The following is a 22172-nucleotide window of genomic DNA, read 5'->3' as shown; positions in this document are numbered from 1 at the left end:
GTGTGGGTGCGGGCGGGGGCGGGGCGCGGGGTGCGCCGGGGGTCAGAGGACCTGGGCGGGGGTGACCACCTCGGTGATACCGCGTCCGGCGAGGTGGTCCCGGTCCTCGGCGCGGCTCGCGAGGACCGTGGTGGGGCGGGCGCCGTCCGCGGTGAGCCGGGCGAACGCCTCGAAGACCTCGCCGCCGGGGGCGCACACCGAGCGGCGGGGCGCGCTGTCGTCGTCCCCGGTGTCGACGACGAGCGCGGTGGTACGGAGCTTGGGGCGGTGCGCGGCGGCGCGCTGGTCCTCGACGATCCGGGCGATGGCCCGCCCGGCGGGCTTGACCTGCCGGTCGTTGGTGAGCAGTCCGAGCCCGTATTCCAGTTCGGGGAAGTCCGCCAGCGAGCGGGAGACATCGTGGGAACACCACCAGGTGACGCCCCACACGTCCTCGCAGTCCAGGGCGTTCGCGACGGTCGCCTCCGTGAACGGGGCGGCGTGCCCGGCGGGGATCAGGGGCGCGGGGGCGCCCACCTCCTGGAGCCACACCGGCCGGTGCGGGTCGTGTGCCCATGCCTTGGAGAGCTCGATCAGGTACGCCGCGTGGTGCTCGGTGGCCGTTCCGTCGCGGCCGTGCCGCTGGGCGGTGCCGTTGAAGACCCAGGAGTGCACGGCGGTGACCGCCCCGATCCGGGCGGCGTGCGCGGGGGTGAAGGCGTGGTCGTCCTGGTACCAGGAGGCGTCGTACTCCGCGTGCAGATGGAGCTTGCCGGGGGCGCCCTCCTCGCAGGCGTCGAGCAGGGTGCGCAGCCAGTCGCCGGCCTGCCCGGGTGTGATGGGGTCGGGGTCGGGGTGCGGGTCCCCGGAGAACTGGTTGATCTCGTTGCCCAGCGTCATCCCGATGAAGTGGGGCCGGTCGGCGAGGGCGGCGGCGAGGGTCCGCAGGTACGCGGCCTGCGCGGCCACGACGTCGGGATCGGTGAAGAGGTTGCGGCGGTGCCAGGTCTGCGTCCAGGCGGGCAGGAAGTCGAAGCTCGACAGATGCCCCTGCAGTCCGTCCACGTTGACGTCGAGACCGCGCTCGGCCGCCGCGTCGGCGAGTTCGACGAGCTGCTCGACGGCGCGCGGGCGGATCAGCGTGCGGTTGGGCTGGAAGAGCGGCCAGAGCGGGAAGACCCGGATGTGGTCGAGGCCGAGGCCGGCGATCGAGTCCAGGTCGGCGCGTACGGCGTCGAGGTCGAAGTCCAGCCAGTGGTGGAACCAGCCCTGGCTGGGCGTGTAGTTGGCGCCGAAGCGGGGCGCGGTGGAGCTCATGGAAGGGGGTGATCCTGGTTCTGTGGTGGGGGCGGCGGACGGGTCAGCCCTTGACGGCGCCTTCACCGACGCCGCGGAAGAAGAAGCGCTGCAGGCAGGCGAAGAGCGCGATGAGCGGGGCGACGGCGATGATCGTGCCCGCCGCCACGAGCCGTTCGTCGTTGGCGAAGGTGCCGTGCAGGTAGTTCAGTCCGATGGTCAGGGTGAAGTTCTCCGGGTCGCTGAGCACGATCAGCGGCCACAGGAAGTCGTCCCAGGCGCCCATGAAGGCGAAGATCGCGACGACGGCGAGGGTGCCCTTGACCGAGGGCAGCGCGATCCGCAGGAAGCGCTGCCAGACGTTGGCGCCGTCGACGTACGCGGCTTCCTCCACCTCCTGCGGGAGGTTCAGGAAGGCGTTGCGCATCAGCAGGACGTTCATCGCGCCGATGGAGCCCGGCAGGAGCACTCCGAGCAGGGTGTTGTTGAGGCCGAGATCCCGCATGGTGGTGAACTGGGCGATGATGATGCCCTCCACGGGGACCAGCATCGCGAGGATGAACGCCAGGGTGGCGGCCCGGCGCCCCCGGTAGCGCAGCCTGGCCAGCGCGTAGCCGGCCAGCGCCGCGCCCACGCAGTTGGTCACCACGTTGGCGGAGGCGACCTTCAGGGAGTTCAGGGCGTACTCCCAGACCGGGATGGTGTCGGCGACCCGCGTGTAGTTGTCCAGGGTCGGATCGCTGGGGAGGAACTTCGGCGGGGAGCTGAAGATGTCCTCGCCCGGGCCCTTGAGCGAGGTCGAGAGCTGCCACAGGAACGGCCCGACGGTCAGCGCCAGCACGAGGAGCAGCAGCGCGTACCGCAGGACGAGCTGCCAGGGCGGGATGCGGCGGCCCTCGGCGTCGGTGGTCCTCAGGATGCTCACGCGTCCTCCTTGCGGTCGGCGCGGAGCACCAGCAGCATCAGCCCGACGGTGACGACGAAGATGACGACCGAGATGGCGGAGGCGTACCCGACGCGTCCGGTCAGTCCGGTGCCGACGCGCTGGACCAGCATCACGAGGGTGGTGTCCTCACCGGCCGGACCGCCTGAGGGTCCCGCCATCAGATAGACCTCGGAGAAGACCTTGAAGGCCGAGACTGAGGCCAGTGCCGCGACGAGCACCATGGTGGAGCGGACGGCGGGAACGGTGACGGTGAGGAAGCGGCGTACCGCTCCGGCGCCGTCGACGGCGGCCGCCTCGTGCAGCTCACGGGGCACGTTGGCCAGGGCTGCCAGGTAAATGATCATGTAGTAGCCGAGGCCCTTCCAGACCGTGACCGTCATCGCGCTCATGAGCAGCAGCCACTGGTCGCTGAGGAAGCCGACCTTGCCGACGCCCACCGCCTCCAGCAGGGAGTTGATGAGCCCGCGGTCGTCGAGCATCCACACCCAGATCAGGCCGACGACCACGATGGACGCGACGACCGGGGTGTAGAAGGCGGAACGGAAGAAGGTGATGCCCGGGATCTGCCGTTGGACGAGCATCGCCAGCAGCAGCGGGAGGATGACGAGCGCGGGTACGACACCGAGGACGTAGAGCGTGCTGTTGCGGAGTCCGATCCAGAACATCTCGTCGTGCAGCAGCTCCTGGAAGTTGTCCAGGCCGACGAACGTGCCGGGGACGAGCGTCCGGCGGTCGGTGAAGGCGTTGACGAGGGTGCTGAAGAACGGATAGAGGCTGAAGGCGCCGACGACCAGGAGCCCGGGGGCCGCGAACAGCCAGGGGCTGAGGGGCAGATGGCGGCTGATCCGGCGTCCCGGCCGGCTGCCGCCCGGGGCGCCCGGCCCGCTCGCCGCGGGGCGGGAGCGGGGCCCGGGGACACCGTCCGCCGTCGGGCGGGTGGCGGTCGAGGGGGTGACTGGGGTCTTCATCAGGTCTCAGCTCTGCTGCAGGAGCCGGTCACAGGCCTTGACAGCGTTGTCAAGAGCTACCTTGGGGCTCTGCTTCCCCTGGAGCGCCTTGGCGATCTGGTTGCGGAGCTCGGTCTTCATCTGCTCGCTGAACAGCACCGGGGTGTAATTGACCGCCGTCTTCAGCGACTTGGCGGCGGCGACCCGGACGCGGGTCTCGTCCGTGCCGTCCTCCTCGGTGAAGTAGGGGTCGTCGAGCGATCCCGCGGTGCTCGGGAAGATGGCGACCTGCTTGGCGAACTCCATCTGCCGGGTCGCGTCGGTGACGTAGTGCGCGAAGGCCACGGAGGCGGGCTTGCGCTTCGACTGCGCGTTCACCATGACGCCCATGACGTACATGTTGGCCTTGCCGGTGTTGCTGACCTGGTCGGTGATGCCGATGTTCTTGTAGAGCCCGGGGGCCTGCTTCTTGAAGTTGGCCAGGTCCAGCGCGCTGCCGGGGTTCATCGCCACGGACTCCGTGAGGAACTTGTGGCCCGAGGACTCGGGCGTCGCGGTCAGCGCCTGCGGGTCGAGCGCCTTGGCGTCGTACAACTCCTTGTACTTCGTGAGGAGTTCGATGCCCTTGGCGTCGTTGAAGGCGAAGCCGGTGCCCTCGTCGTTCATCAGCGCGCCGCCGTAACGGCCGAAGTCCTCGATGGTCGGTACGTTGGCGAGGGCCGCCACCTTCCCGCCGCTCGCACCGGCCAGCTTCAGCCCGGCGGCGAAGACCTCGTCGTACGTGGCCGGGGGCTTCGCCGGGTCGAGTCCGGCCTTCTCCAGCAGCCGCTTGTTGTAGAACATCGGCCCGGTGTTGAGGTACCAGGGAAAGGCGAACGTGCCCTCGGCGCCCGGCACCTGGTGGCTCGCCCAGGCTTCCGGCAGGTACTCCTCGCGGTACTTCGACGCCGCCTTGTCGAGGTCGAGGGCGATGCCGGCCTCGGCCAGCGGTGCGACCAGGTCGGGCGAGACGTTCACGACGTCGGGGAGGGTGCCGCCGGCCGCGTCCGCGCTGATCTTGTCGGCGTACCCCTCGCCGGGCCGGTCGACCCACTTGACCTCGGTGCCCGGGTACTTCTTCTCGAAGTCGGCGATCACGCCGTTGAAGTAGTCCTTGAAGTTCGCCTGCAGGTTCCAGGTCTGGAAGGTGATCTCCCCTTCGACCTTGCCCGAGGCGTCGGTGGAGTCGGCTCCGGAGCCGCCCCCGCAGGCGCTCAACGGCAGGACGGTGGCGAGGACGACGGCAGCGACGGCTGCTCTGCGGGAGATGCGCACGGTGAACGGCTCCTTTGCTCGGACCAGGCAGGCGAAGGCAAGCGGAGTGGACAACCCTTCGGCCGCCTTCGCTCGGCTGAGACTGCAAGGCACCTGGGGGAAAGTCAATACATTCACCGAAGATCGACCAAGTCTTTCGGCATACACACAGGTCAGGACGGTTCAGCATGCCCTCTGAAGAAAGAAGCTAAAGCGCATTAGGATGCAACAGCTCAAGCGCATTAGTCTCCCCCGAGTTCTCTCGACCCGGGCGCTCCGCACGGCTTAGAATGCCGGGGGCAAGGGCGAACGCGCCGGCCTCACGTGGGGGACCACGGGTACGCGGGAGAGAGGCACCGGGTGACACCGAAGGGGCCGTCGGCCGAGGACGTTTCACCGGCCAGACGCACACCGGCACGACGGCCGACCATGAAGGACATCGCCCAGCGCGCGGGAGTCTCGGAGAGCGCCGTCTCGTTCGCGCTCAACGGCCGGCCGGGCGTCTCGGAGCTCACCCGTGACCGGGTCCGCCGGGTCGCCGAACAGCTGGGCTGGCGGCCCAGCACGGCCGCGCGGGCGCTCTCCGGAGAGGGTTCGGCCACCGTGGGGCTGGTCCTGGCACGCCCGGCCGCCCACCTGGGCGTGGACTCGTTCTTCCTCCAGCTGATCTCCGGAATCCAGGAGGTGCTCGCGGAGCGCCAACTCGGCCTGCTCTTCCAGGTGGTGGAGGACGTGGCGGCCGAGTGCGCGGTCTACAGGCGCTGGTGGGCCGAGCACCGGGTCGACGGTGTGCTGGTGGTGGATCCGCGTACGGACGATCCGCGCGCCGCCCTGCTGGACGAACTGGGCCTGCACGCCGTCGTCATCGGCACGCTGCCCGGCCAGGACACCGGCCCGCACCCGGGGCTCTCACAGATCCGGGCGGACGACGCGGGAGCGATGGCGGCGGTCGTCGGGCGGCTGTACGAGCTGGGGCACCGGCGCATCGTGCACATCGCGGGCCTCTCCACCCTGGCCCACACCGACCGCCGCATCGAGTCCCTGCGGACCGAGGCCGACCGGCGCGGTCTGGCCGAGGCGCACTCGGTGACCACGGACTACTCCGACATCGAGGGGGCGGCGGTCACCCGGCGGGTGCTGGAGCGGCCGGTCCGCCCGACGGCCCTGATCTACGACAACGACGTGATGGCCGCGGCCGGTTCGGCGGTCGCCACGGGCCTCGGCCTGACGGTCCCGGACGATGTGTCGGTGGTGTCGTGGGAGGACTCCGCGCTCTGCCGGCTGACCGCGCCGTGGCTGACCGCGCTCTCCCGCGACCCGGTCGCGTTCGGCCGCCTCGCGGCCCGGGAGCTGACGGCACTGCTCGACGGCGGCCCGGCCCGCACGGTGCAGGTCCCGCTGCCCCGGCTGATCGAACGGGGCAGCACGGCGGCGGCCCGGGGCGACGGATAGGGGACGGGGCCGACTTCGGCGGGGCAACCTCCCGTTCCTCCGCCGGGTGTTCACTCCTGAGCCTCTCGGCAACCGTTCCGGCCCTTCTCGGGTCCTGTACCCAGGGGCCCGCGCAGGCTCCCGCTCGCTCGTGAGGCCGGAGGCAGGTCGTGGGAATCCGCAGGGCAACGAAGGGCATCGCCGAATTCCTGGTGGAAACGGTCGGGGAAGCGGTCGCCGAGATGGTCCTCGGCCTGCTCGCCTGCGCCCTGCTCACCGGACTCCTGCTGACCTCATACCTGAGCTGGTCCTTCAGCCCGCGTCTGACGGTCGCCGGTGCCGCGCTGCTCGGCCTGTTCCTCGCGCATGGCGCCTGGCAGACCTTCCGCGAACCCGTGCGTCGCCGCCGTCGGGGCTGGGCAGCGGTCGCCGCGGCCGGCTTCACCCTGGCCGCCGCGACGGCGGTGTTCCTGCTCCTCTACGCCACGGACTGTGCCTGCCTGTGAGGCCCGGCCCTCCCGCCGTGCCGTCGCAGTGCCGTCGTGGACCGGAGAGTCACCCCGGGAGGGGCCGGTCCTCGACGACGTGCTTCATGACCAGGGTCGAGGTCAGGCGCTGGACGCCCGGCAGACGGGCCAGTTGCTCGTCGTACAGGTGCTGGAAGGCCGCCAGGTCGGTGGTGGCCACCCGGAGCAGGTAGTCGGGTTCGCCGAAGAGGCGCTGGGCCTGGAGGACATGGGGGATGGCGGTCACCGCCTCCTCGAAGGCGGTGACCGTGTCGGGCGCCTGCCAGCGCAGGGTCGCGAAGACGAGGGCCTCGAAGTCGAGGTCCAGAGCCGAGGGGTCCACGACCGCCCGGTAGCCGCGGATCGCGCCCTGCCGCTCCAGGTCGCGCAGCCGGCGGTGGCAGGGCGAGACGCTCAGCTGCACCCGCGCCGCCAGCTCGGTGATCGTCAGGCGGCCGTCGCATTGCAGCTCGGCAAGAATCTTCCGGTCCATGGCATCCATGGAGAAGATTCTCCCCCACATCACCGCTTTCCGGGGTGGATACGCAAACACCTTCGGGCCCTTTCGGCCTAGCCTTTCTTCTGAGAAATCGCAGGTGAGAGGTATGGGCTTCATGGATACGACCACGCTGGCGGCCTTCCTGGCGGTGGATCTGCTGCTGGTCCTGACGCCGGGCGCGGACTGGGCCTTCGCGATCTCCGCGGGGCTGAGGGAGCGGTCGGTCGTCCCGGCGGTCGCCGGACTGCTGGCGGGCCACGTCGCGTACGCGCTGCTGGCCGTGGCGGGCCTCGCGGTGATCGTGGCGGGCTCCGCGCCCGTCCTCACCGCGCTCACCGTCGCCGGGGCCGGCTATCTGATGTGGCTGGGCTGGGGCGTGCTGCGCCGGCCCCCGGTCGTGGCCGCGTCGGGCGGGGAAGCAGGCCCCTCCCGGCTTCAGGTGCTGCTGAGAGGGGCGGGGGTCAGCGGCCTCAACCCGAAGGCGCTGCTGCTGTTCCTCTCCCTCTTCCCCCAGTTCGTCGACACGACCGCAGGGTGGCCGGTGGCCGGACAGACCGGCCTGCTAGGCGCGGTCCATGTGACCGCCTGCGCGGTGGTGTACCTCGCGGTCGGGCTGCTGGCCCGCACCGTGCTCGGGACCAGGCCCGGGGCCGCCCGGGCGGTCACCAGGATCTCGGGTGTCATGATGATCGCGATCGGCGGCTTCCTGCTGCTGGAGCGTGCGGCCGGCTGGTGAGCGAGCCGCCCGTGGAGCCACGGAAGGAGATCTGATGCAGGAGCACCCCGCGGAGGAACCGGAAGAAGCGGCGGAAGCGGCGGAGTCGAGCCCCGGGACCCAGGCCCGTATCCGCGACAGCTTCGCCCGCCAGGGACTCATGGGCCATCTCGGCGCCCGGATCACGGAGATCGCGCCTGGCCGCGTCCGTATCGTCCTGCCGAGCCGTCCCGAAGTCACCCAGCAGCACGGCTACATCCACGCCGGCGCCACCAGCGCCATCGCGGACAGCGCCGGAGGCTACGCCGCGCTCACCCTGTTCCCGGAGAACACCGAGGTCCTCACCGTCGAGTACAAGCTCAACCTCCTCTCGCCCGCCGTCGGCGACCGGGTGGAGGCGGTGGGCACGGTGCTGCGGCCGGGACGCACGCTCACCGTGTGCCGGCTGGAGGTGTTCGGCGTACAGGACGGCCGGCCCAAGCTCGTGGCGGCCGGTCAGCAGACCCTGATCCGCGTGGACAGCCCCGCGGCGTAGCGGCGGTTCCCCGAAGTCCCCTCCCCCCGCACCGCCGTTCGGTCCACCGTCAGCCGCGTGCCCGGAAGGCCAGCAGCCGGTACGAGGGGTCGGCCCGTGGGCGGTCCGGGTCGGGCAGCGCGGTCAGCTCGGCCGCGAGCCGGGTGGCGGCCGTCCCGGGCAGGGCGAGCCGTGAGGCGTAGTCGCCCCGGAGCACCGCCCGGGCGGTGCGCAGCGGTGAACGCCCCTGTCCGTGCCCGGCGAAGCCGGCCTCGCCGACGGGCTCCAGGCTGCAGGTCCGGGCGTGACGGGTGACCAGATCCGCCGCGTCGGCCGGCCGCGAGCTGCGGTAAGGGGCGAGCACCGCGTCGATGTCACTGCCCACGTCGTGCCCGGCGTCCTTGTCGACCGTGGCGACGAACACTCCGCCGGGCCTCAGCACCCGGGCCGCCTCGGCCACCACCTCACGGACGGCCCCGTCACCGCGCAGCAGGTGCAGCAGCCACACGGCACTGACCGCGTCGACGGCGGCGGCGGGCAGGGGCAGCCGCCGTACGTCGGCGAGGACGACCGCCCCGATCCGCCGCCGGGCCAGCCGTGCCATGCCGTACGAGGCGTCCGCGCCGAACACCCGTGTCCCCGGGCGGCCTTGGGCGATCCGCCGGGTGACCAGCCCCGTCCCGCAGCCGATGTCCAGCAGCGTACGGGCGGAGTCGGGCAGCAGTCCGAGGACCGCGCCCGCTGCGGCCTCGACCCGTGGCTCCCCGCCCCGCGTCCTGTCGTACCGGGCGGCTTCCTCGTCGTAATCCAGCACGACGCCACTGTAGGCCGGGGCCACGGAGCGCCCGCCCGGCCCTCCCTCAGCCCAGCGCGATGTCTCCCGAGCGCGGCGGGACGGCGTCGAGCACGGCGAGCGTCGCCTCGTCGAGCGTGAGCGCTCCCGCGTCGACGTTCTCCTTCAGGTGACCGGGGTCGGCCGTGCCGGGGATCAGCAGCAGGTTCGGGGCGTGGTGGAGCAGCCAGGCCAGGCCGACCTGGGCGGGTGTGGCCGCCAGGTCACGGGCGGCGGCGATCACGGCGGGCTCCTCGGACACCTTCGGCAGGCCCTCGAAGGCGCTGCCGAGGGGGAAGTACGGCACCCAGGCGATGTCCTCGGCGAGGCAGAGCCGGAGCGCGTCCTCGTCGTCGCGCGTGAGGAGGCTGTAGGCGTTCTGCACGCAGGCGATGCCCGCGGGGAGGGCCCTGCGCAATCCGTCGGCGGTCACGCTGCTGAGCCCGATCGCACCGATCTTGCCCTCGTCCCGCAGGGCGGTCATCACGGCGAGCTGGTCGTCGAGCGCGACGATCTGGTCGCCCTCGGCGCGCAGCCCGGGGCCGGAGTCGGGCCGGCGCAGATTGACGAGGGGGATCTGTTCGAGACCGAGGGCGGCCAGATTGTCCTCGACACTGGCGCGCAGCTGCTCGGGGCGCTGCGCGAAGCGCAGGGGAACGGGGCCGTCGGGCTCGGGGTCGGCTCCGACCTTGCTGACGACGATCACGTCGTCCTCGGGGCGGATGGCCTCGCGGATCACGTCGTTGACGAAGCCGTGGCCGTAGAACTGGGCGGTGTCGATGTGGTCGATTCCCAGCTCGACGCTGCGGCGCAGGAGGGCCACGGCCGCCTTGCGGTCGCCCCTCAGACGTTCGAGCTGCATGGCACCGAAGCCGACGCGGGAGACGGTGCGGCCCGCGAGCCGCCCGGGCCCGCCGGCGCGCGGTGCGCCGGATGCCGTGTGCTGGAGAGATCGGGTGGGAGAGGCCATGACGGTCCCCCGTTCTCGTGAGACGATGAGGTAAGCGGAGTCTCTCCGCTTATTTCAACCTAGCAGAAACGGAGGGCCTCCGCTTTGTCCGAGCCCGAATCCCCGGCCACGGGCCCCGGCACGGCGTCGTCCGGGCGTCCGGTGCGCGCCGACGCACGGCGCAACCGCGACCGGATCCTCTCCGTCGCTCGTACCGCCTTCGCCTCGACGGCCGAGACCGTGCCCCTGGACGCGATCGCCCGCGAGGCCGGGGTCGGGATCGGCACGCTCTACCGCCACTTCCCCACCCGGGAAGCGCTCGTGGAGGCCCTCTACTCCGCGGAGCTGGACGAGGTCGTCTCCAGCGCGCCCGCACTGCTCGCCGAGCTGCCGCCGGAAGCCGCGCTCCGCGCCTGGATGGACCGGTACGCGGAGTTCTCCCAGGTCAAGCGCGGAATGTCCGCCACTCTGCGCGCGGGCTGGGCGTCCGGCAGCATCGCCACGCCCGCGACGCGGGAGCGGATCACGGCGGCCATCGCGGTGATCCTGGCCGGGGGTGTGCGGGACGGTTCGCTACGTGCGGACGTCGGGCCGGAGGACGTCACGACGATGTTGCTCGGGGTCTTCCTCTCCACGACGGCGAGCGACTCGCCGGAGCGCACCGGCCCGCTCCTCGACCTGGTCGTCGACGCGCTGCGGTACTCGGCGGGACGCAACGGATAGCGGTCCGGTACGCGGCGGCGCGGAACGGACAGCGGTCCGGCGCGGGCGGCGGGCGGGCGTGGCGGACCACCCGTCGAGACGGCCGCGCCCCATGTATTGCCGGTGGGTGCCCGCGGCCATAACGTGCGCGCATGGAGCTGGAGTTACGTCACCTGCGTACCGTACGGGCCATCGCCGACACCGGCAGTCTCACCAAGGCCGCGGCGGCTCTGGGACTCGCCCAGCCCGCGCTCAGCGCCCAGTTGCGGCGGATCGAGAAGCGCTCGGCGGTTCGCTCTTCGACCGTGACCACACGGGCGCACGGCCCACCCTGCTCGGCGAACTGGTGCTGGAGCGGGCCCGGGTGGTGCTGCCCGCGGTGAGCGGCCTCCAGGAGGAGGCGGTGCGTTTCGCCAACGCCTGGGCGACCGTGGAGCGCTTCCGCCTCGGCGGTACGCACGGCCCGCTGCTCGGCGGCCTGGTCGACCGGCTGGCCGCCGCGCACCCGACGGCGCCCGTGTCGACGTACACCTCGTGGTCGGTGGCGGAGATCGCCTCGCTGCTGATCGACGGCCGGCTGGACTTCGCGCTGATCGGGGCCTGCGGGGAGAGCCCGCCGCCGATGGCGGACCGGCTCGTCTGGCAGGTGATCGGGGTCGACCCGGTGTTCGTCATGCTGCCCGAGAGCCATCCGCTGGCGGACCGGCCGGAGCTCGAACTCTCCGCGCTGGCGGACGAGTGCTGGGCCGACGTGCCCGGCGACGGCTGCTTCGCCGACTGCTTCACCGCGGCGTGCGCGCGGGCCGGCTTCACCCCGGCGTCGGTGTACGAGACGGACACGGCGTCCGTCGTCCACCTGGTCCAGGTGGGGCGGGCGATCGGGCTGTGCAGGGCGACGTTCCCGCCGACCCCGGGCCTGGTGACCCGGCCGCTCACGGGTTCGCCGCTGAGCTGGCGTCATCTGCTGGGCCGGCATCCGCGGTCCCCCGCGGCGAGCGCCGCGGTGAGCGGGCACACCCGGGCGGCGTACACGGAGGCCGTGCGGCGCAGCGACAGTTACGCGGGCTGGCTGGCCGCACACCCCCGCTTCGGGCCTGCCCCGTGAGGGCCGCCTACTGCGCGCCGTGCCCGGCGGCGATCGCCTCCACCCGGGCGGCCAGCGCGAGGTCCTTGCGGGTGACGGCACCGCCCGCGTCATGGCTGTTCACCGCGAGGGCCACGGTGTTGTAGCCCAGCGTCAGGTCCGAGTGGTGGTTGAGCTCCTCCTGGATCTGGGCGACGTGGACGGTCAGCCCGGCGGCGGCGAAGTGGTTCGGCAGCCGGTAGGTGCGGGTGATCCGGTCCCCCTCCAGCTGCCAGCCGGGCAACTCGCGCAGACCGGCCTCGATGTCGGCTGCGGACAGCGGTTCGGTGGGCATACGGCGACTCCTGGGCGTATCGGTGCGGTCGACGGGTGCCCGTGACGTTACGGTCCTGGCCCGCCGCCTGTCGCGCGTGACACGGGGCGGCGCGGGCCACCGGGCCCCGCTCAGGCCCCGGCCGGCCGCGTCCAGGGCGCGTCGCTCCGGGCGAGCGGTGTCGTCGCCGTGGTCATGACGACCAGGAGGATCACGGCGAGGATCAGCGGCAGGGACGGGTGCCCGTTCAGCAGGACCAGGGCGCCGAGGAAGGCGCCGACCAGCAGTGCGCCGGCCGAGAGGAGGCGGCGCCCCGCCCGGCTGCCGGGCCCCGCGGCCAGTCGGCTGTCGGCCACCGCCCCGGTGAGGGTCCGGGTCACCACGGTCGTGGTGAGGTCGGGCACGGCGAGCGCCCGGACGGCCGCGTTCTGCACACCGAGCCCGACGCCGAGCAGCATGATGAGCGCGTAGCGGACGCCCCCGGTGTACGGCCCGCCCGAGATCTGCGTGACGATCATGGCGGCGGTGACGAAGGCGGTCTCGACGAGGAGCGCGTGCTGCAACTGGAGGCCCCGGTGCGCCCGGGCCCGGTGGACCGCGATGCCTCCGGCCAGCGCCCCTGCCCCGAACGACAGGAGCGCCACCGCCGAGGCCAGTGTGGAGAAGGTCGCCGCGCCCGCGAAGGCGAAGCCCATGAACACGACGTTGCCCGTCATGTTGGCGACGAAGACGTGCCCGAGGAGCAGATAGCTGAACGCGTCGACCAGCCCGGTGACCACGGTCAGGATCAGCATCACGGGCGGCAGCGGACCGTGCGGGCCGCTCATGTCCGGTACGAGCGTGTCCCGGGCCTCCCGCAGCACCTGGAGCATGGGCGGCACACTCCGATCACTCGATGTGATCAGGATTGTGCCCCGGACCGGCGCCCGCGCTCCCCGTACACGCCGGGCAGGACGGCATCCGCCCCGCCCGGCGCGCCGTAGGTGCCGGGCACACGGCCCCGGCACCTTCGGCGGCACTATGTCCGGAACCGGCCCTAGACGCGCGCCCCGTTGTCGGCCGGGTCCCGGCGTGGTCCGCCGACCGACTTCTTGCGCCCCGGCGCCCGCTTGCGGGCGGGCGGCGGAGCCTTGCTGCTCCTCTCCAGGAGCAGCGCCCCCGGTACGGCGGTCATCACCGAGGAGTACGTCCCCACGCAGATGCCGATGAGCAGGGCGAGTGCGAAGTCCGCCAGAGAGTCGCCGCCGAGCACGGCGAGGGCGATCAGGATGAACAGGGCTCCCATCCCCGTGTTGACGGTACGCGGGACGGTCTGCAGGACGGCACGGTTGGCGACGTCGGCGATCGGGGCGCGCCGGTTGCGGGCCCACAGCTCCCGTACCCGGTCGAACACCACCACGGAGTCGTTGACGGAGTAGCCGATGACGGTGAGCAGAGCGGCCAGGAAGATCCCGTCGACGGGGCGGCCGAGCCAGGCGAAGGCGCCGACCAGGATGACGACGTCGTGGACCAGCGCCCCCACCGAGGCCACGGCGAACGTCCAGCGGAACCGGGCCGCGAGGTAGGCGAGCTGCACCAGCACGGCCACGCCGAGGGCGATCAGGGCGTTGCGCCGCAGCTCGTCCCCGAGGCTGGGGCCGATCAGCTCGTCGCGCACCTTGGTGGCCCCGCCGCCCTCCTCGGCCAGCGCGGCCCGCAGGGCGTGTTCCCCGTCGTTGTCCAGCTTCCCGGTGCGTACGGAGAGATCGTTCTCGCCCGCGGTGGTGACCTCGGCGTCGGTGAAGCCCGCGGCGGCGATCGTGTCGCGGGCGGTCTCGACGTCGACGGGGCGGCTCGTGGAGTACTCGACCAGCCGCCCGCCGGTGAACTCGACCCCCAGGTCGATGCCGCGCACGAGGATGCCGGTCACGGCCAGGAGGACGAGCGCGGTGGACACCATCAGCCAGCGGCGCGGCGAGCGGAACAGCTGGGGGTCGCGTTCGTTCAGCCAGGTACGGATCCTGCCGGGCCGCGCGATGCCGTTGACGCCCCGGTAGTCGCCGACGAACCGGGACCCGGCCGCGATCTCCGTGAGCGCGCGGGCGATGACCAGTGCGGAGAACATCGAGACCAGGACACCGATGGCGAGGGTGACACCGAAGCCCTTGACCGGACCCGAGCCGAGGAAGAAGAGCAGCCCGGCGGCGATGAGCGTGGTGACGTTGGAGTCGGCGACGGCGCTCCAGGCGTTACGGAATCCCGCGCCGAGCGCCGAGCGCAGCGAACCGTTCCGCCGGTCCGCGTACTCCTCGCGGGCCCGTTCGAAGACAAGGACGTTGGCATCGACCGCCATTCCGATGGCGAGGACGAAACCGGCGAGGCCCGGCAGGGTCAGCGTGACCCCCAGGGCGACGAGGGCGGCGTAGGAGATCACGCCGTACGCGGCGAGGGCCGTCGCGGCGAGCGCACCGAACAGCCGGTACATCACGGTGATGAAGAGGGCGGTGGCCGCGGCGCCGATGAGCGCGGCCCGGGCACTGGCATCGATGGCGGCCGCACCGAGCGTCGGGCCGACGGTCCGCTGCTCGACGATCTCCACGGGGAGGGGGAGCGCGCCGCCCTTGATGAGGAGGGCGAGATCGCGTGCCTCGTCGGCGCTGAACGAACCGGTGATCTGGGTGGATCCGGAGGGGAGTCCTACGTCGCAGCCGACCGAAGGGGAGACCTGCGGCGAGGAGATGACCTTCCCGTCCAGGACGATGGCGACGCGACGCCGATCGTCACCGGCGGGATGGCACGCGGCTTTCCCGGTCAGTCCGGTCCACTTCTTGCCCGCGTCCTTGTGGAAGTCGAGGGAGACGCTCCAGCCCGTGCCCTGCTGGGCGTCGAAGTCCGCGGTGGCGTCCTTCACACCGGCTCCGGAGAGCCGCACCGGGCCGAGGTCGAGCAGACCGCCCTGTTCGTCGGGGAGTGTCGGCCCGTCCTTCGCCGTTGCCTGCTTCTTCTCCTCGGCCCCGGGGCCCTGGACGGCGTGGAAGCTGAGCTGGGCGGTCCTGCCGATGACCTCGGCGGCCTGGCGCGGGTCCTGGACGTCGGGCAGCTCGACGATGATCCGGTCCTCGCCCGAGCGGGTCAGGACCGGTTCGGCGACGCCGAGGGAGTCGATGCGCTGGCGCAGCACCTCCAGGGTGCGGTCGGTGCTCTCCCGGTCCGCCTTCGCGGTCTCGGAGTCCTTGGCCTGGAGCACCATCCGGGTGCCGCCCTGGAGGTCGAGGCCGAGTCTGGGTGACGTGGTCAGCGTGATGAGCACGGAGACGAGCAGCACGGCGGCAGCCAGAACCGCTCGCACCGTGGTGGCGCGAGTCATGGGAATCCCCTTGGGTGGGCGTCGTCCGCCCTGGCCTCAGCGGGGAGGGCGGGGCGACGGGTCTGTGGAGCAGGACCGGCGAAGGACCGGCTGACCGGCCGTCACCCCTGGAGGACCCCGCACCCCGGGGAGCGCGGCCCCGGCCCGTACGACGGCGAAGGGCGCCGCGGCGCCCCCGCCCGGCGAGGTGCCCCGGGGCAGGGGAAGGCCCTGCGGGCGCGGGGGCAGGGCGCCATGGCCGAGGAGGGGAACGTGGTGCGGGCCGTGCGGACGGTCCGCACCCGCCCGCTGCCCCGGGCCGAAGGCGGAGGCCCGCCCCGCCTCCGACCACCAGACGGGACCGGGCCCGACGGTCGCCTCCGGCAGGGAGGCGCGCACATCGGGATCGGCTGAGTACGGCGGGACGGCGCGGGCCGTGCCGTACGCGGCATGGTCGTCGGGATGAGCGGGCCGGGTCGCGGCGCCGGCATCGGGATGAGCGGACCCGACGGCGCCCTGCGCGGCGCGGGCATCGGAATCAGTGGGCCCGGGCGCGCCGCGGACATGGAGATCAGCAGACCCGGCCGTGGCAGGCGCGGCGCCGGGGAGCGGGGCGGGAAGTGTCGCTCCGGCTGCCGCGGGCGTGCCGCCGAGCAGTGTCAGGACCGCGAGGAGCAGCGCGGCGAGGAAGTACCGCACGTCGTGCGGTGGTGGGCCGTGTGTCCCCCGCGGGGGCGCGTTCCCCCGGGGAGCCCCCGGGAGGGGGCTCACCTCAGCCGGACCGGGCGCACGGACACCGCGCCCGCGCCGGAGGAGGCCAGGACGGAGTCCAGGATCAGCGCGGCACCCCGTACGACAGCGGTCGAGGGGTCGGGAACGACGCGCACCGGCGCACCCAGGCAGCTCGCGATCAGGTCGGTGACATCGCGGCGGAACGCTCCGCCGCCGGTGAGCACGGGCCCACGGCGCAACGCCCCGCGCACCGCGCCGTGCTGGTCCTCATGCCACATGGACGTGATCATATCGAGGACGCTCCAGGCGAGTTCGGCAGCCAGCGACCGCGGTTCGAGATCGCTGAGTCCCGCGTCGGCCTGGCGGGCGTCGGCGACCTTGCCGTCCACCAGCAGCGCGACCTCGGTCAGCTCGGCGCCCATGTCGACGACCAGCACAGGGCCACCGCCGAGCAGCCCGGCGCACGCGGCGGCCGCGCTGGCGCTGTTGAGGACCACGGCGCCGGACGCCCCCAGGGCGGCGAGCAGTTCACCCGCCAGCACGCGGTGTTCGCGTCCGGCCAGGACCGGGTGGCTGAGCACGATCACGCTGTCCTGGCGGTGCTCGCCCAGCGCGGCGTCGGCGAGATGGTCCAGCAGCCCCGCGCAGGACGCCGGGTCGACGATGCGTCCGCGCCGGACGGGCCGGCCGGCGCCGCCCTCGCATCCCGCCGGCCCACAGGCGACGGGGCCCCGCCCCGGGACCCGGGCACGGGTCCCGGAGCTGCCCAGGTCGATGGCCAGCCCCCTGACGGGGCCGGGGCGGTGCGCCGCAGCCGCGTGTGCGTCCCGCTGCCGGAGGACGGGCCGGCCACGCCGCCGTCCGTCACGCGAAGAACGCATCGGCCCTCACCCTCGGGTCTGCCGCCTCAGCAGCTACTCCGCGTCGACCGCTGATAGCGAGGCATGATTGATCCCTCACTATGCAATACAAGGAATGAAAAGGCCACTCCCTTGCTAATTCCAAGGCGTGCGCGCGTGAGTACCTTTCACGCCACCGGGGTCAGATAAGTCTCGACCAGCTCGGCGAATTCCTCGGGCGCGGCTATCCGGACGCCGAGATCCTCGGCCTTGCTCCGCTTGGAGCCGGCCTTCTCCCCCGCGACCAGCAGGCTCGTGCGCTTGGAGACGCTGGAGGAGGACTTTCCGCCGGCCCGCTCGATCAGCTCGTTCATCTGATTGCGCGAGAGCTTTTCCAGGGCCCCGGTCATGGCGCCCGTGACCACGACCGTCATACCGGCGAGCGGCAGCCCGGCCGCCCCGTCCTCGGCGCCCTCCTCCGGCTCGGCACCGGGCTCGGGCGGCGGCGTCGCACCGGGCTCCGTCATGTTGACCTCGGCGGCCACCAGCTTGCCGATCAGCGGCGCCAGCTCCTCCAGCTCCGTGACGACCGCCGCCGCCTTCTCCTTCCCGATGCCGTCCACCTGCTGCAACGCCTCCGCGTCGGCGGCGACGATCCGGTCCATCGAGGCGAAGTGACGGGCGATCCGCCGGGACATGGAGCGCCCCGTGCCCCGCACACCGAGGGCGCAGAAGACGCGGGAGAGCGGCTGCGTCCTGGCCGTCTCGATGGCCGCCAGCAGATTGTCGGTGGAGGTCTCCCCCATCCGCTCCAGGGCGAGCAGCTGCTCCCGCTCCAGTGTGAAGAGGTCGGCGAAGTCCCGCACGAGACCCGCGTCGACGAGCTGGACGACGCGGGTGGCGCCGAGACCTTCGATGTCGAGCTGGTCCCGGCCGGCGGCATAGGAGATGGAGGCGACCACACGGCAGTCGCGGCCCCGGGTGCAGCGCCAGCGCTGCTCGCTCATGTCGATCTCCGACCCGCACTGCGGGCAGACCTCGGGGAAGGCGACCGGCCGCTCCTCACCCGTCCGCAGATGCGCGACCGGGGCCTCGATCCGGGGAATGATGTCGCCCGCCTTGTAGACCATGACGTGGTCGCCCAGGCGCAGATCGCGGCGGGTGATGTCGGCCGGGTTGTGCAGGGTGGCGTAGCCGACGGTGGATCCGTCGATCTCGACGGGCTCCAGCACGGCGCGCGGCGCGATGATGCCGGTCCGGCCGACGTTCCACTCGACGTCCAGCAGCCGGGTGACCTTCTCCACGGCCGGGAGCTTGTAGGCGATGGCCCAGCGCGGTGCGCGCGTCCCCGATCCCGCGTCGCGCTGGTCGGCCGCGAGGTCCGCCTTGATGACGATGCCGTCGATCCCGAACGGCAGTGTGGCGCGCAGGGCGGCGATGTCCTCGACCCCGGCCTGAACCTCCTCCACCGTGGTGACGGTGCGCGGGGCGACCGCGGTGTCCGCCGCCGTGTGCACACCGAGGCCCGCGACGTACTCCAGGACCTCGCTGTGCGGGAGCTCGGCCAGCGTGTCCGTCAGCTCGCCGGACCCGGGCAGCGCGAGCGCGCCGTACGCGAAGAAGGTCATCTCCACGCGGTACGCACGGTCCTTGGCCCGCAGGGTGCCCGCGGCCCCGTTGCGCGGATTGGCGAAGGGCGCGGCGCCGTGTTCCGTGCGCACCGTGTTGGCGCGCTCGAACTGCTCCTGGGTCATGAGGATCTCGCCGCGCACCTCCAGGGTGGCGGGGGCGCCGAGACGCTCGGGCAGCCCCAGCACCGTACCGATCGCGTGCGAGACGTCCTCCCCGGCCGTCCCGTCGCCCCGGGTGACCAGCCGGTCGAGGCGGCCCCGCTCGTAGCGCGCGGCGACCGCCAGGCCGTCGAGCTTGGGCTCCACGCTCCAGGCCGCCACGGGCCTGCCTATCCGCCGCTCCACGGAAGCCGTCCACGTGACGAACTGCTCGGCGGAGAACACGTTGTCCAGGGAGAGCATCGGGACGGTGTGCGGCACGTCCCCCGATGCCGCCCCGCCCGCCACCTTCCCGGTCGGCGAGGCGTCCAGCACCTCCTGCGGGTGCTCCTCCTCGTAGGCCGCGATCCCGCGCACGAGGCGGTCGTACGCGTCGTCGTCGAGCCTGCTCTCACCTGCGGTGTAATACGCGGCGGCGGCACGCTTGGCCTCTTCCACCGCGGCCGCGTAGGCGGCGGTGTCGGCGAGCACTCCAGCTGAGTTCGTCGTCATGACCACCATCCTGCCGCCCACCACTGACAATCCCTTCCGACACCCGTTCGGGGCCATGACTGAGAGAGCGCTCTCCCAAGATTGCCGTCAGTAACTCCGTGCAAATGGCAGGTAATTGAGGCACTGACGCGGAGTATTGACATGCCTGCATCACACTTCTACGTTCATCGAGAGAGCGCTCTCTACCCTGGTCGGACGACCGGCCAGAGGAACCCCACTTCCTCAGAACAGGAGTGCCGTGCTCTTCTTCAGCAGACGTACGACCGAACACCGCGGACGCAGATCCCTGCCGCCGTGGCGCTACCGGATCGCGGGGCTGGCCGCCGCCGCGCTCGCGCTGTCCTTCATCCAGGCCAACGCGGGCAACGCGGCCGGTGACGCGACCTCACAGGCCGGACCGAAGGCCGCGGCCGACGTGGTGCGGGTCGCCGAGTTCCTCGCGGAGTGCCCCTACACCCACCGGGCCCCCGACGACCCGATCGTCTTCCCCGGCCTGCCCGGCGCCTCGCACATGCACAGCTTCTTCGGCAACGACACCACCAACGCCCGTTCCGACCTGGCCTCGCTGGAGAAGGGCCGCACCACCTGCGCACCCACGACCGACCTGTCCTCGTACTGGGTGCCCACGCTGTACGACGGCGACAAGGAGGTGGAGCCCACCGGCACCACGTTCTACTACCTCGGTGAGGGCGTACGGGACGACGTCATCCGTACGATCAAGCCGTTCCCCCGCGGGCTGCGGATCGTCGCGGGCAACGCCGTGGCGACCGGCCCCGACGACAACACCATCGCGCGCTGGTCGTGTCTCCACCACGGCGAGGTCAACCCGTCCCACGACTTCGTCAACTGCCCGGCGGGCTCGATGATGGAGAGCTACCTCGACTTCCCCCAGTGCTGGAACGGCACGGACCTCGACTCGCCCAACCACAAGAGTCACATGGCCTATCCGGTGGGCGGCGAGTGCCCGTCGACCCATCCGGTCGCGGTGCCCAAGCTGCGGCAGGTCCTGCGCTACCCGGTCAACGGGGACCCGGCCCGCTTCCGGCTGGCCTCCGGGCGCGGCTACACGATGCACGGTGACTTCTTCAACGTGTGGCCCGAGGCGGAGATGGCACAGCGGGTGCGGGACTGCATCAACGCCATCATCAAGTGCGGCGCCGACGGCACTCCCTGATCGATCGTCACTTCCCTGTCCACCGGTGCCTGTCCGGAGCCGTGTGCCCCGGGCAGGCGCCCTCGCGCAAGGACCACCCGCCGATGCCGGCTCGTCGCACCGCAGCGCTGCTCCTCCTGCTCACCGCCCTCACGTCGTGCGCCCGGGGAGGGGCCACGGAAGAGGCACGTACCGCGTCCTCCCCGTCCGCTCTCCCGCCGACGACGTCCGCGCCCTCCCCCGTCGCGGACCCGACCGATGCCGCCTGGCTCCAGTTGATGATCCCGATGGACGAACAGGCCGTCACCCTGCTCGGCCTCGCGGCGGAGAAGGCCGACCCCCGGCTCCGGGCCTGGGCGGCGCGCCTGCGGACCGCCCAGGCCACCGAACTGGCGGAGCTGCGGAAGCTGCGGGACCGGATGGGGCTGCCGGACACCGACCTGCACAAAGGACACGACATGCCCGGCATGGTCACGGCCGCGGACCTCGACGACGCCCGTACGGCCGAGGGGTCCGCCTTCGACCGCCTGCTGGTCGCACAGATCCGCGACCATCTGCGCCAGTCGGAGCAGGTCTCCCGCTCCGAGACGACGGCGGGGACCCGGGCGGAGGCCACCGCCCGGGCGCGGGCACTCGTCACCGCACGCGGGGAACAGCTGGCCGACCTGGCGGCGTTGTGCGCGGGCAAGGCCGCTGACGTGCCGGAACCCTTCGCGTGCCCGTCGGATCACCCGGTATAAAGACTGCATGACTGCCGACGTATCGCCGCCCCTGCGCCCCGCCACCTTGGAGGACGTGGCCGCGGTGGCGGGCGTCTCCCGGGCGACCGTGTCCCGTGTGATCAACGGCGCGACCACCGTCGACCCGGCCCTGCGCCGGGTCGTGGAGGAGGCGGTCGCCACCACGGGGTACGTCCCCAACCGTGCGGCGCGCTCGCTGGTGACCCGGCGTACGGACTCGGTCGCCCTGGTGGTGTCCGAGCGTGAACGACGCCCGGTCTCCGAGCCGTTCATCGGCCGGATGTTCTCCGACCCGCACTTCGGCCGTGTGGTGGCCGGGCTGATGGACGTCCTGCGTCCCGCCGGGATCCAGATGGTGCTGATGCTCGCCGACGACGAGGGCTCCCGCGATCAGCTGCTGTCGTATCTGCGGCAGGGGCATGTCGACGGGGTGGTGCTGATCTCCTCGCACGCCGACGACCCGCTGCCGGGGCTGATCCACGACACCCGGCTGCCCGCCGTGCTGGCCGGCCGCCCCCGGCGCCCCTCCCCGCTCACCTATGTCGAGGCGGACCAGCGGGCCGGGGCCCAGATGGCGGCCGACCACCTGGCGGCCCTGGGACGCCGGCGCATCGGTACGGTCGCGGGCCCGCAGGACATGCCGGCGGGGCAGGTGCGTCTGACCGGCTTCCTGGACGCGCTGGAGCAGCACGGCGTCGGTGACGTGGTGACCGCCGAGGGGGACTTCACCCAGTCGGGCGGGGCTTCGGCGATGCGCCAGCTGCTGAAGGAACGGCCCGATCTGGACGCCGTGTTCATCGCCTCGGACCTGATGGCGCTGGGTGCGCTGCCCGTGCTGCTGCGGGCGGGCAAGGACGTGCCGGCGGACGTGGCGGTGGTGGGTTTCGACGACAGCAACGCGGCGGTGGCGTGCGATCCGCCGCTGACGACCGTCCGTCAGCCGGTGGAGGAGATGGCCTCCGAGATGGCCCGGCTCCTCCTCAGGCAGATCGGCAAACCGGGCGACGGTCCGGCTCCGTCCGTGGTCTTCCACCCGACCCTGGTGCACCGCGAGTCCGCCTGACGACCGGAGCCGGAGCACGCCGGAGCCCACGG

The 22172-nt window shown here is 72.3% G+C and carries 21 protein-coding genes and 1 pseudogene; 9 read left to right on the top strand and 13 right to left on the bottom strand.

Annotation, left to right across the window (positions count from 1 at the left end; all coding sequences use genetic code 11):
* Positions 1-42: 42 nt before the first annotated feature.
* From JKV81_RS22490 to JKV81_RS22475, 4 genes are read right to left on the bottom strand one after another with little or no spacing between them, the layout of a single operon-like run.
* Positions 43-1296: a glycoside hydrolase 5 family protein gene (locus JKV81_RS22490; RefSeq protein ID WP_202077461.1), complete on the bottom strand. Its 1254-nt coding sequence runs from the start codon at positions 1294-1296 to the stop codon at positions 43-45.
* 43 nt (positions 1297-1339) lie between these two features.
* Positions 1340-2200: a carbohydrate ABC transporter permease gene (locus tag JKV81_RS22485; RefSeq protein ID WP_129266480.1), complete on the bottom strand. Its 861-nt coding sequence runs from the start codon at positions 2198-2200 to the stop codon at positions 1340-1342.
* Positions 2197-3189, bottom strand: coding sequence for a carbohydrate ABC transporter permease (locus JKV81_RS22480; RefSeq protein ID WP_236057427.1), 993 nt, complete (start codon positions 3187-3189; stop codon positions 2197-2199). The genes JKV81_RS22485 and JKV81_RS22480 overlap by 4 nt, the downstream gene beginning before the upstream one ends.
* 6 nt (positions 3190-3195) lie before the next feature.
* Positions 3196-4482, bottom strand: a complete 1287-nt coding sequence (locus JKV81_RS22475) for an ABC transporter substrate-binding protein (RefSeq protein ID WP_202077459.1) — start codon at positions 4480-4482, stop codon at positions 3196-3198.
* Positions 4483-4890: 408 nt separating this feature from the next.
* On the opposite strand from JKV81_RS22475, the gene JKV81_RS22470 reads away from it, so the two are divergent.
* Entirely contained in the window at positions 4891-5913 is a 1023-nt protein-coding gene (locus JKV81_RS22470; RefSeq protein ID WP_129266479.1) for a LacI family DNA-binding transcriptional regulator, read from the top strand.
* Between the two features lie 149 nt (positions 5914-6062).
* Positions 6063-6398 (top strand): lysine transporter LysE, encoded by a 336-nt coding sequence (locus JKV81_RS22465; RefSeq protein WP_202077456.1) that lies wholly within the window; start codon positions 6063-6065, stop codon positions 6396-6398.
* 49 nt (positions 6399-6447) lie between these two features.
* On the opposite strand, the gene JKV81_RS22460 is transcribed toward JKV81_RS22465, so the two are convergent.
* Entirely contained in the window at positions 6448-6900 is a 453-nt protein-coding gene (locus tag JKV81_RS22460) for an Lrp/AsnC family transcriptional regulator (RefSeq protein ID WP_129266478.1), read from the bottom strand.
* Positions 6901-7012: 112 nt separating this feature from the next.
* Between JKV81_RS22460 and JKV81_RS22455 the strand changes: the two genes are divergently transcribed.
* The gene (locus tag JKV81_RS22455) at positions 7013-7633 is read left to right on the top strand and encodes a LysE family translocator (protein ID WP_129266477.1); all 621 of its coding nucleotides are present in this window, start codon (positions 7013-7015) and stop codon (positions 7631-7633) included.
* A 139-nt stretch (positions 7634-7772) separates the two neighbouring features.
* Entirely contained in the window at positions 7773-8147 is a 375-nt protein-coding gene (locus tag JKV81_RS22450) for a PaaI family thioesterase (protein ID WP_372444244.1), read from the top strand.
* Positions 8148-8196: 49 nt separating this feature from the next.
* On the opposite strand, the gene JKV81_RS22445 is transcribed toward JKV81_RS22450, so the two are convergent.
* Positions 8197-8940: a class I SAM-dependent methyltransferase gene (locus JKV81_RS22445; RefSeq protein ID WP_202077453.1), complete on the bottom strand. Its 744-nt coding sequence runs from the start codon at positions 8938-8940 to the stop codon at positions 8197-8199.
* Between the two features lie 46 nt (positions 8941-8986).
* On the bottom strand, positions 8987-9928 hold the full coding sequence (locus tag JKV81_RS22440; protein ID WP_129266474.1) for an aldo/keto reductase: 942 nt from the start codon (positions 9926-9928) through the stop codon (positions 8987-8989).
* Between the two features lie 84 nt (positions 9929-10012).
* Between JKV81_RS22440 and JKV81_RS22435 the strand changes: the two genes are divergently transcribed.
* Both JKV81_RS22435 and JKV81_RS22430 read left to right on the top strand, forming a co-directional pair.
* Positions 10013-10630 carry a TetR/AcrR family transcriptional regulator gene (locus JKV81_RS22435; RefSeq protein ID WP_129266473.1) on the top strand — a complete coding sequence of 206 codons (618 nt, stop codon included), beginning with the start codon at positions 10013-10015 and terminating at the stop codon, positions 10628-10630.
* Between the two features lie 131 nt (positions 10631-10761).
* Positions 10762-11714, top strand: a pseudogene (locus tag JKV81_RS22430) (LysR family transcriptional regulator).
* A 7-nt stretch (positions 11715-11721) separates the two neighbouring features.
* Here the strand turns inward: JKV81_RS22430 and JKV81_RS22425 are convergent.
* The 6 genes from JKV81_RS22425 to ligA form a co-directional block, all read right to left on the bottom strand.
* Positions 11722-12027 carry a 4a-hydroxytetrahydrobiopterin dehydratase gene (locus JKV81_RS22425; RefSeq protein ID WP_202077451.1) on the bottom strand — a complete coding sequence of 102 codons (306 nt, stop codon included), beginning with the start codon at positions 12025-12027 and terminating at the stop codon, positions 11722-11724.
* Positions 12028-12137: 110 nt separating this feature from the next.
* A complete protein-coding gene (locus JKV81_RS22420; protein ID WP_202077449.1) occupies positions 12138-12878 on the bottom strand; it encodes a YoaK family protein in 741 nt (246 codons plus the stop codon).
* 164 nt (positions 12879-13042) lie between these two features.
* The gene (gene secD, locus JKV81_RS22415) at positions 13043-15352 is read right to left on the bottom strand and encodes a protein translocase subunit SecD (protein ID WP_129266469.1); all 2310 of its coding nucleotides are present in this window, start codon (positions 15350-15352) and stop codon (positions 13043-13045) included.
* Positions 15353-15388: 36 nt separating this feature from the next.
* Positions 15389-16030: a hypothetical protein gene (locus JKV81_RS22410; RefSeq protein WP_129266468.1), complete on the bottom strand. Its 642-nt coding sequence runs from the start codon at positions 16028-16030 to the stop codon at positions 15389-15391.
* Positions 16031-16098: 68 nt separating this feature from the next.
* Positions 16099-16944, bottom strand: coding sequence for a rod shape-determining protein (locus tag JKV81_RS22405; protein WP_202077447.1), 846 nt, complete (start codon positions 16942-16944; stop codon positions 16099-16101).
* A 146-nt stretch (positions 16945-17090) separates the two neighbouring features.
* Positions 17091-19184, bottom strand: coding sequence for an NAD-dependent DNA ligase LigA (gene ligA / locus JKV81_RS22400; RefSeq protein WP_202077445.1), 2094 nt, complete (start codon positions 19182-19184; stop codon positions 17091-17093).
* 238 nt (positions 19185-19422) lie between these two features.
* Here ligA and JKV81_RS22395 point away from each other — a divergent pair, with 238 nt between their 5' ends.
* From JKV81_RS22395 to JKV81_RS22385, 3 genes are all read left to right on the top strand, one after another.
* Positions 19423-20358, top strand: a complete 936-nt coding sequence (locus JKV81_RS22395; protein WP_129266466.1) for a DUF1996 domain-containing protein — start codon at positions 19423-19425, stop codon at positions 20356-20358.
* A gap of 83 nt (positions 20359-20441) precedes the next feature.
* The gene (locus tag JKV81_RS22390; protein ID WP_129266465.1) at positions 20442-21077 is read left to right on the top strand and encodes a DUF305 domain-containing protein; all 636 of its coding nucleotides are present in this window, start codon (positions 20442-20444) and stop codon (positions 21075-21077) included.
* Positions 21078-21084: 7 nt separating this feature from the next.
* On the top strand, positions 21085-22140 hold the full coding sequence (locus JKV81_RS22385) for a LacI family DNA-binding transcriptional regulator (RefSeq protein WP_129266464.1): 1056 nt from the start codon (positions 21085-21087) through the stop codon (positions 22138-22140).
* Positions 22141-22172 lie beyond the last annotated feature (32 nt).

Source organism: Streptomyces silvae (assembly GCF_016745505.1).
Classification (GTDB): Bacteria; Actinomycetota; Actinomycetes; order Streptomycetales; family Streptomycetaceae; genus Streptomyces; species Streptomyces silvae.
This window is presented reverse-complemented; position numbering and strand designations above follow the sequence as displayed.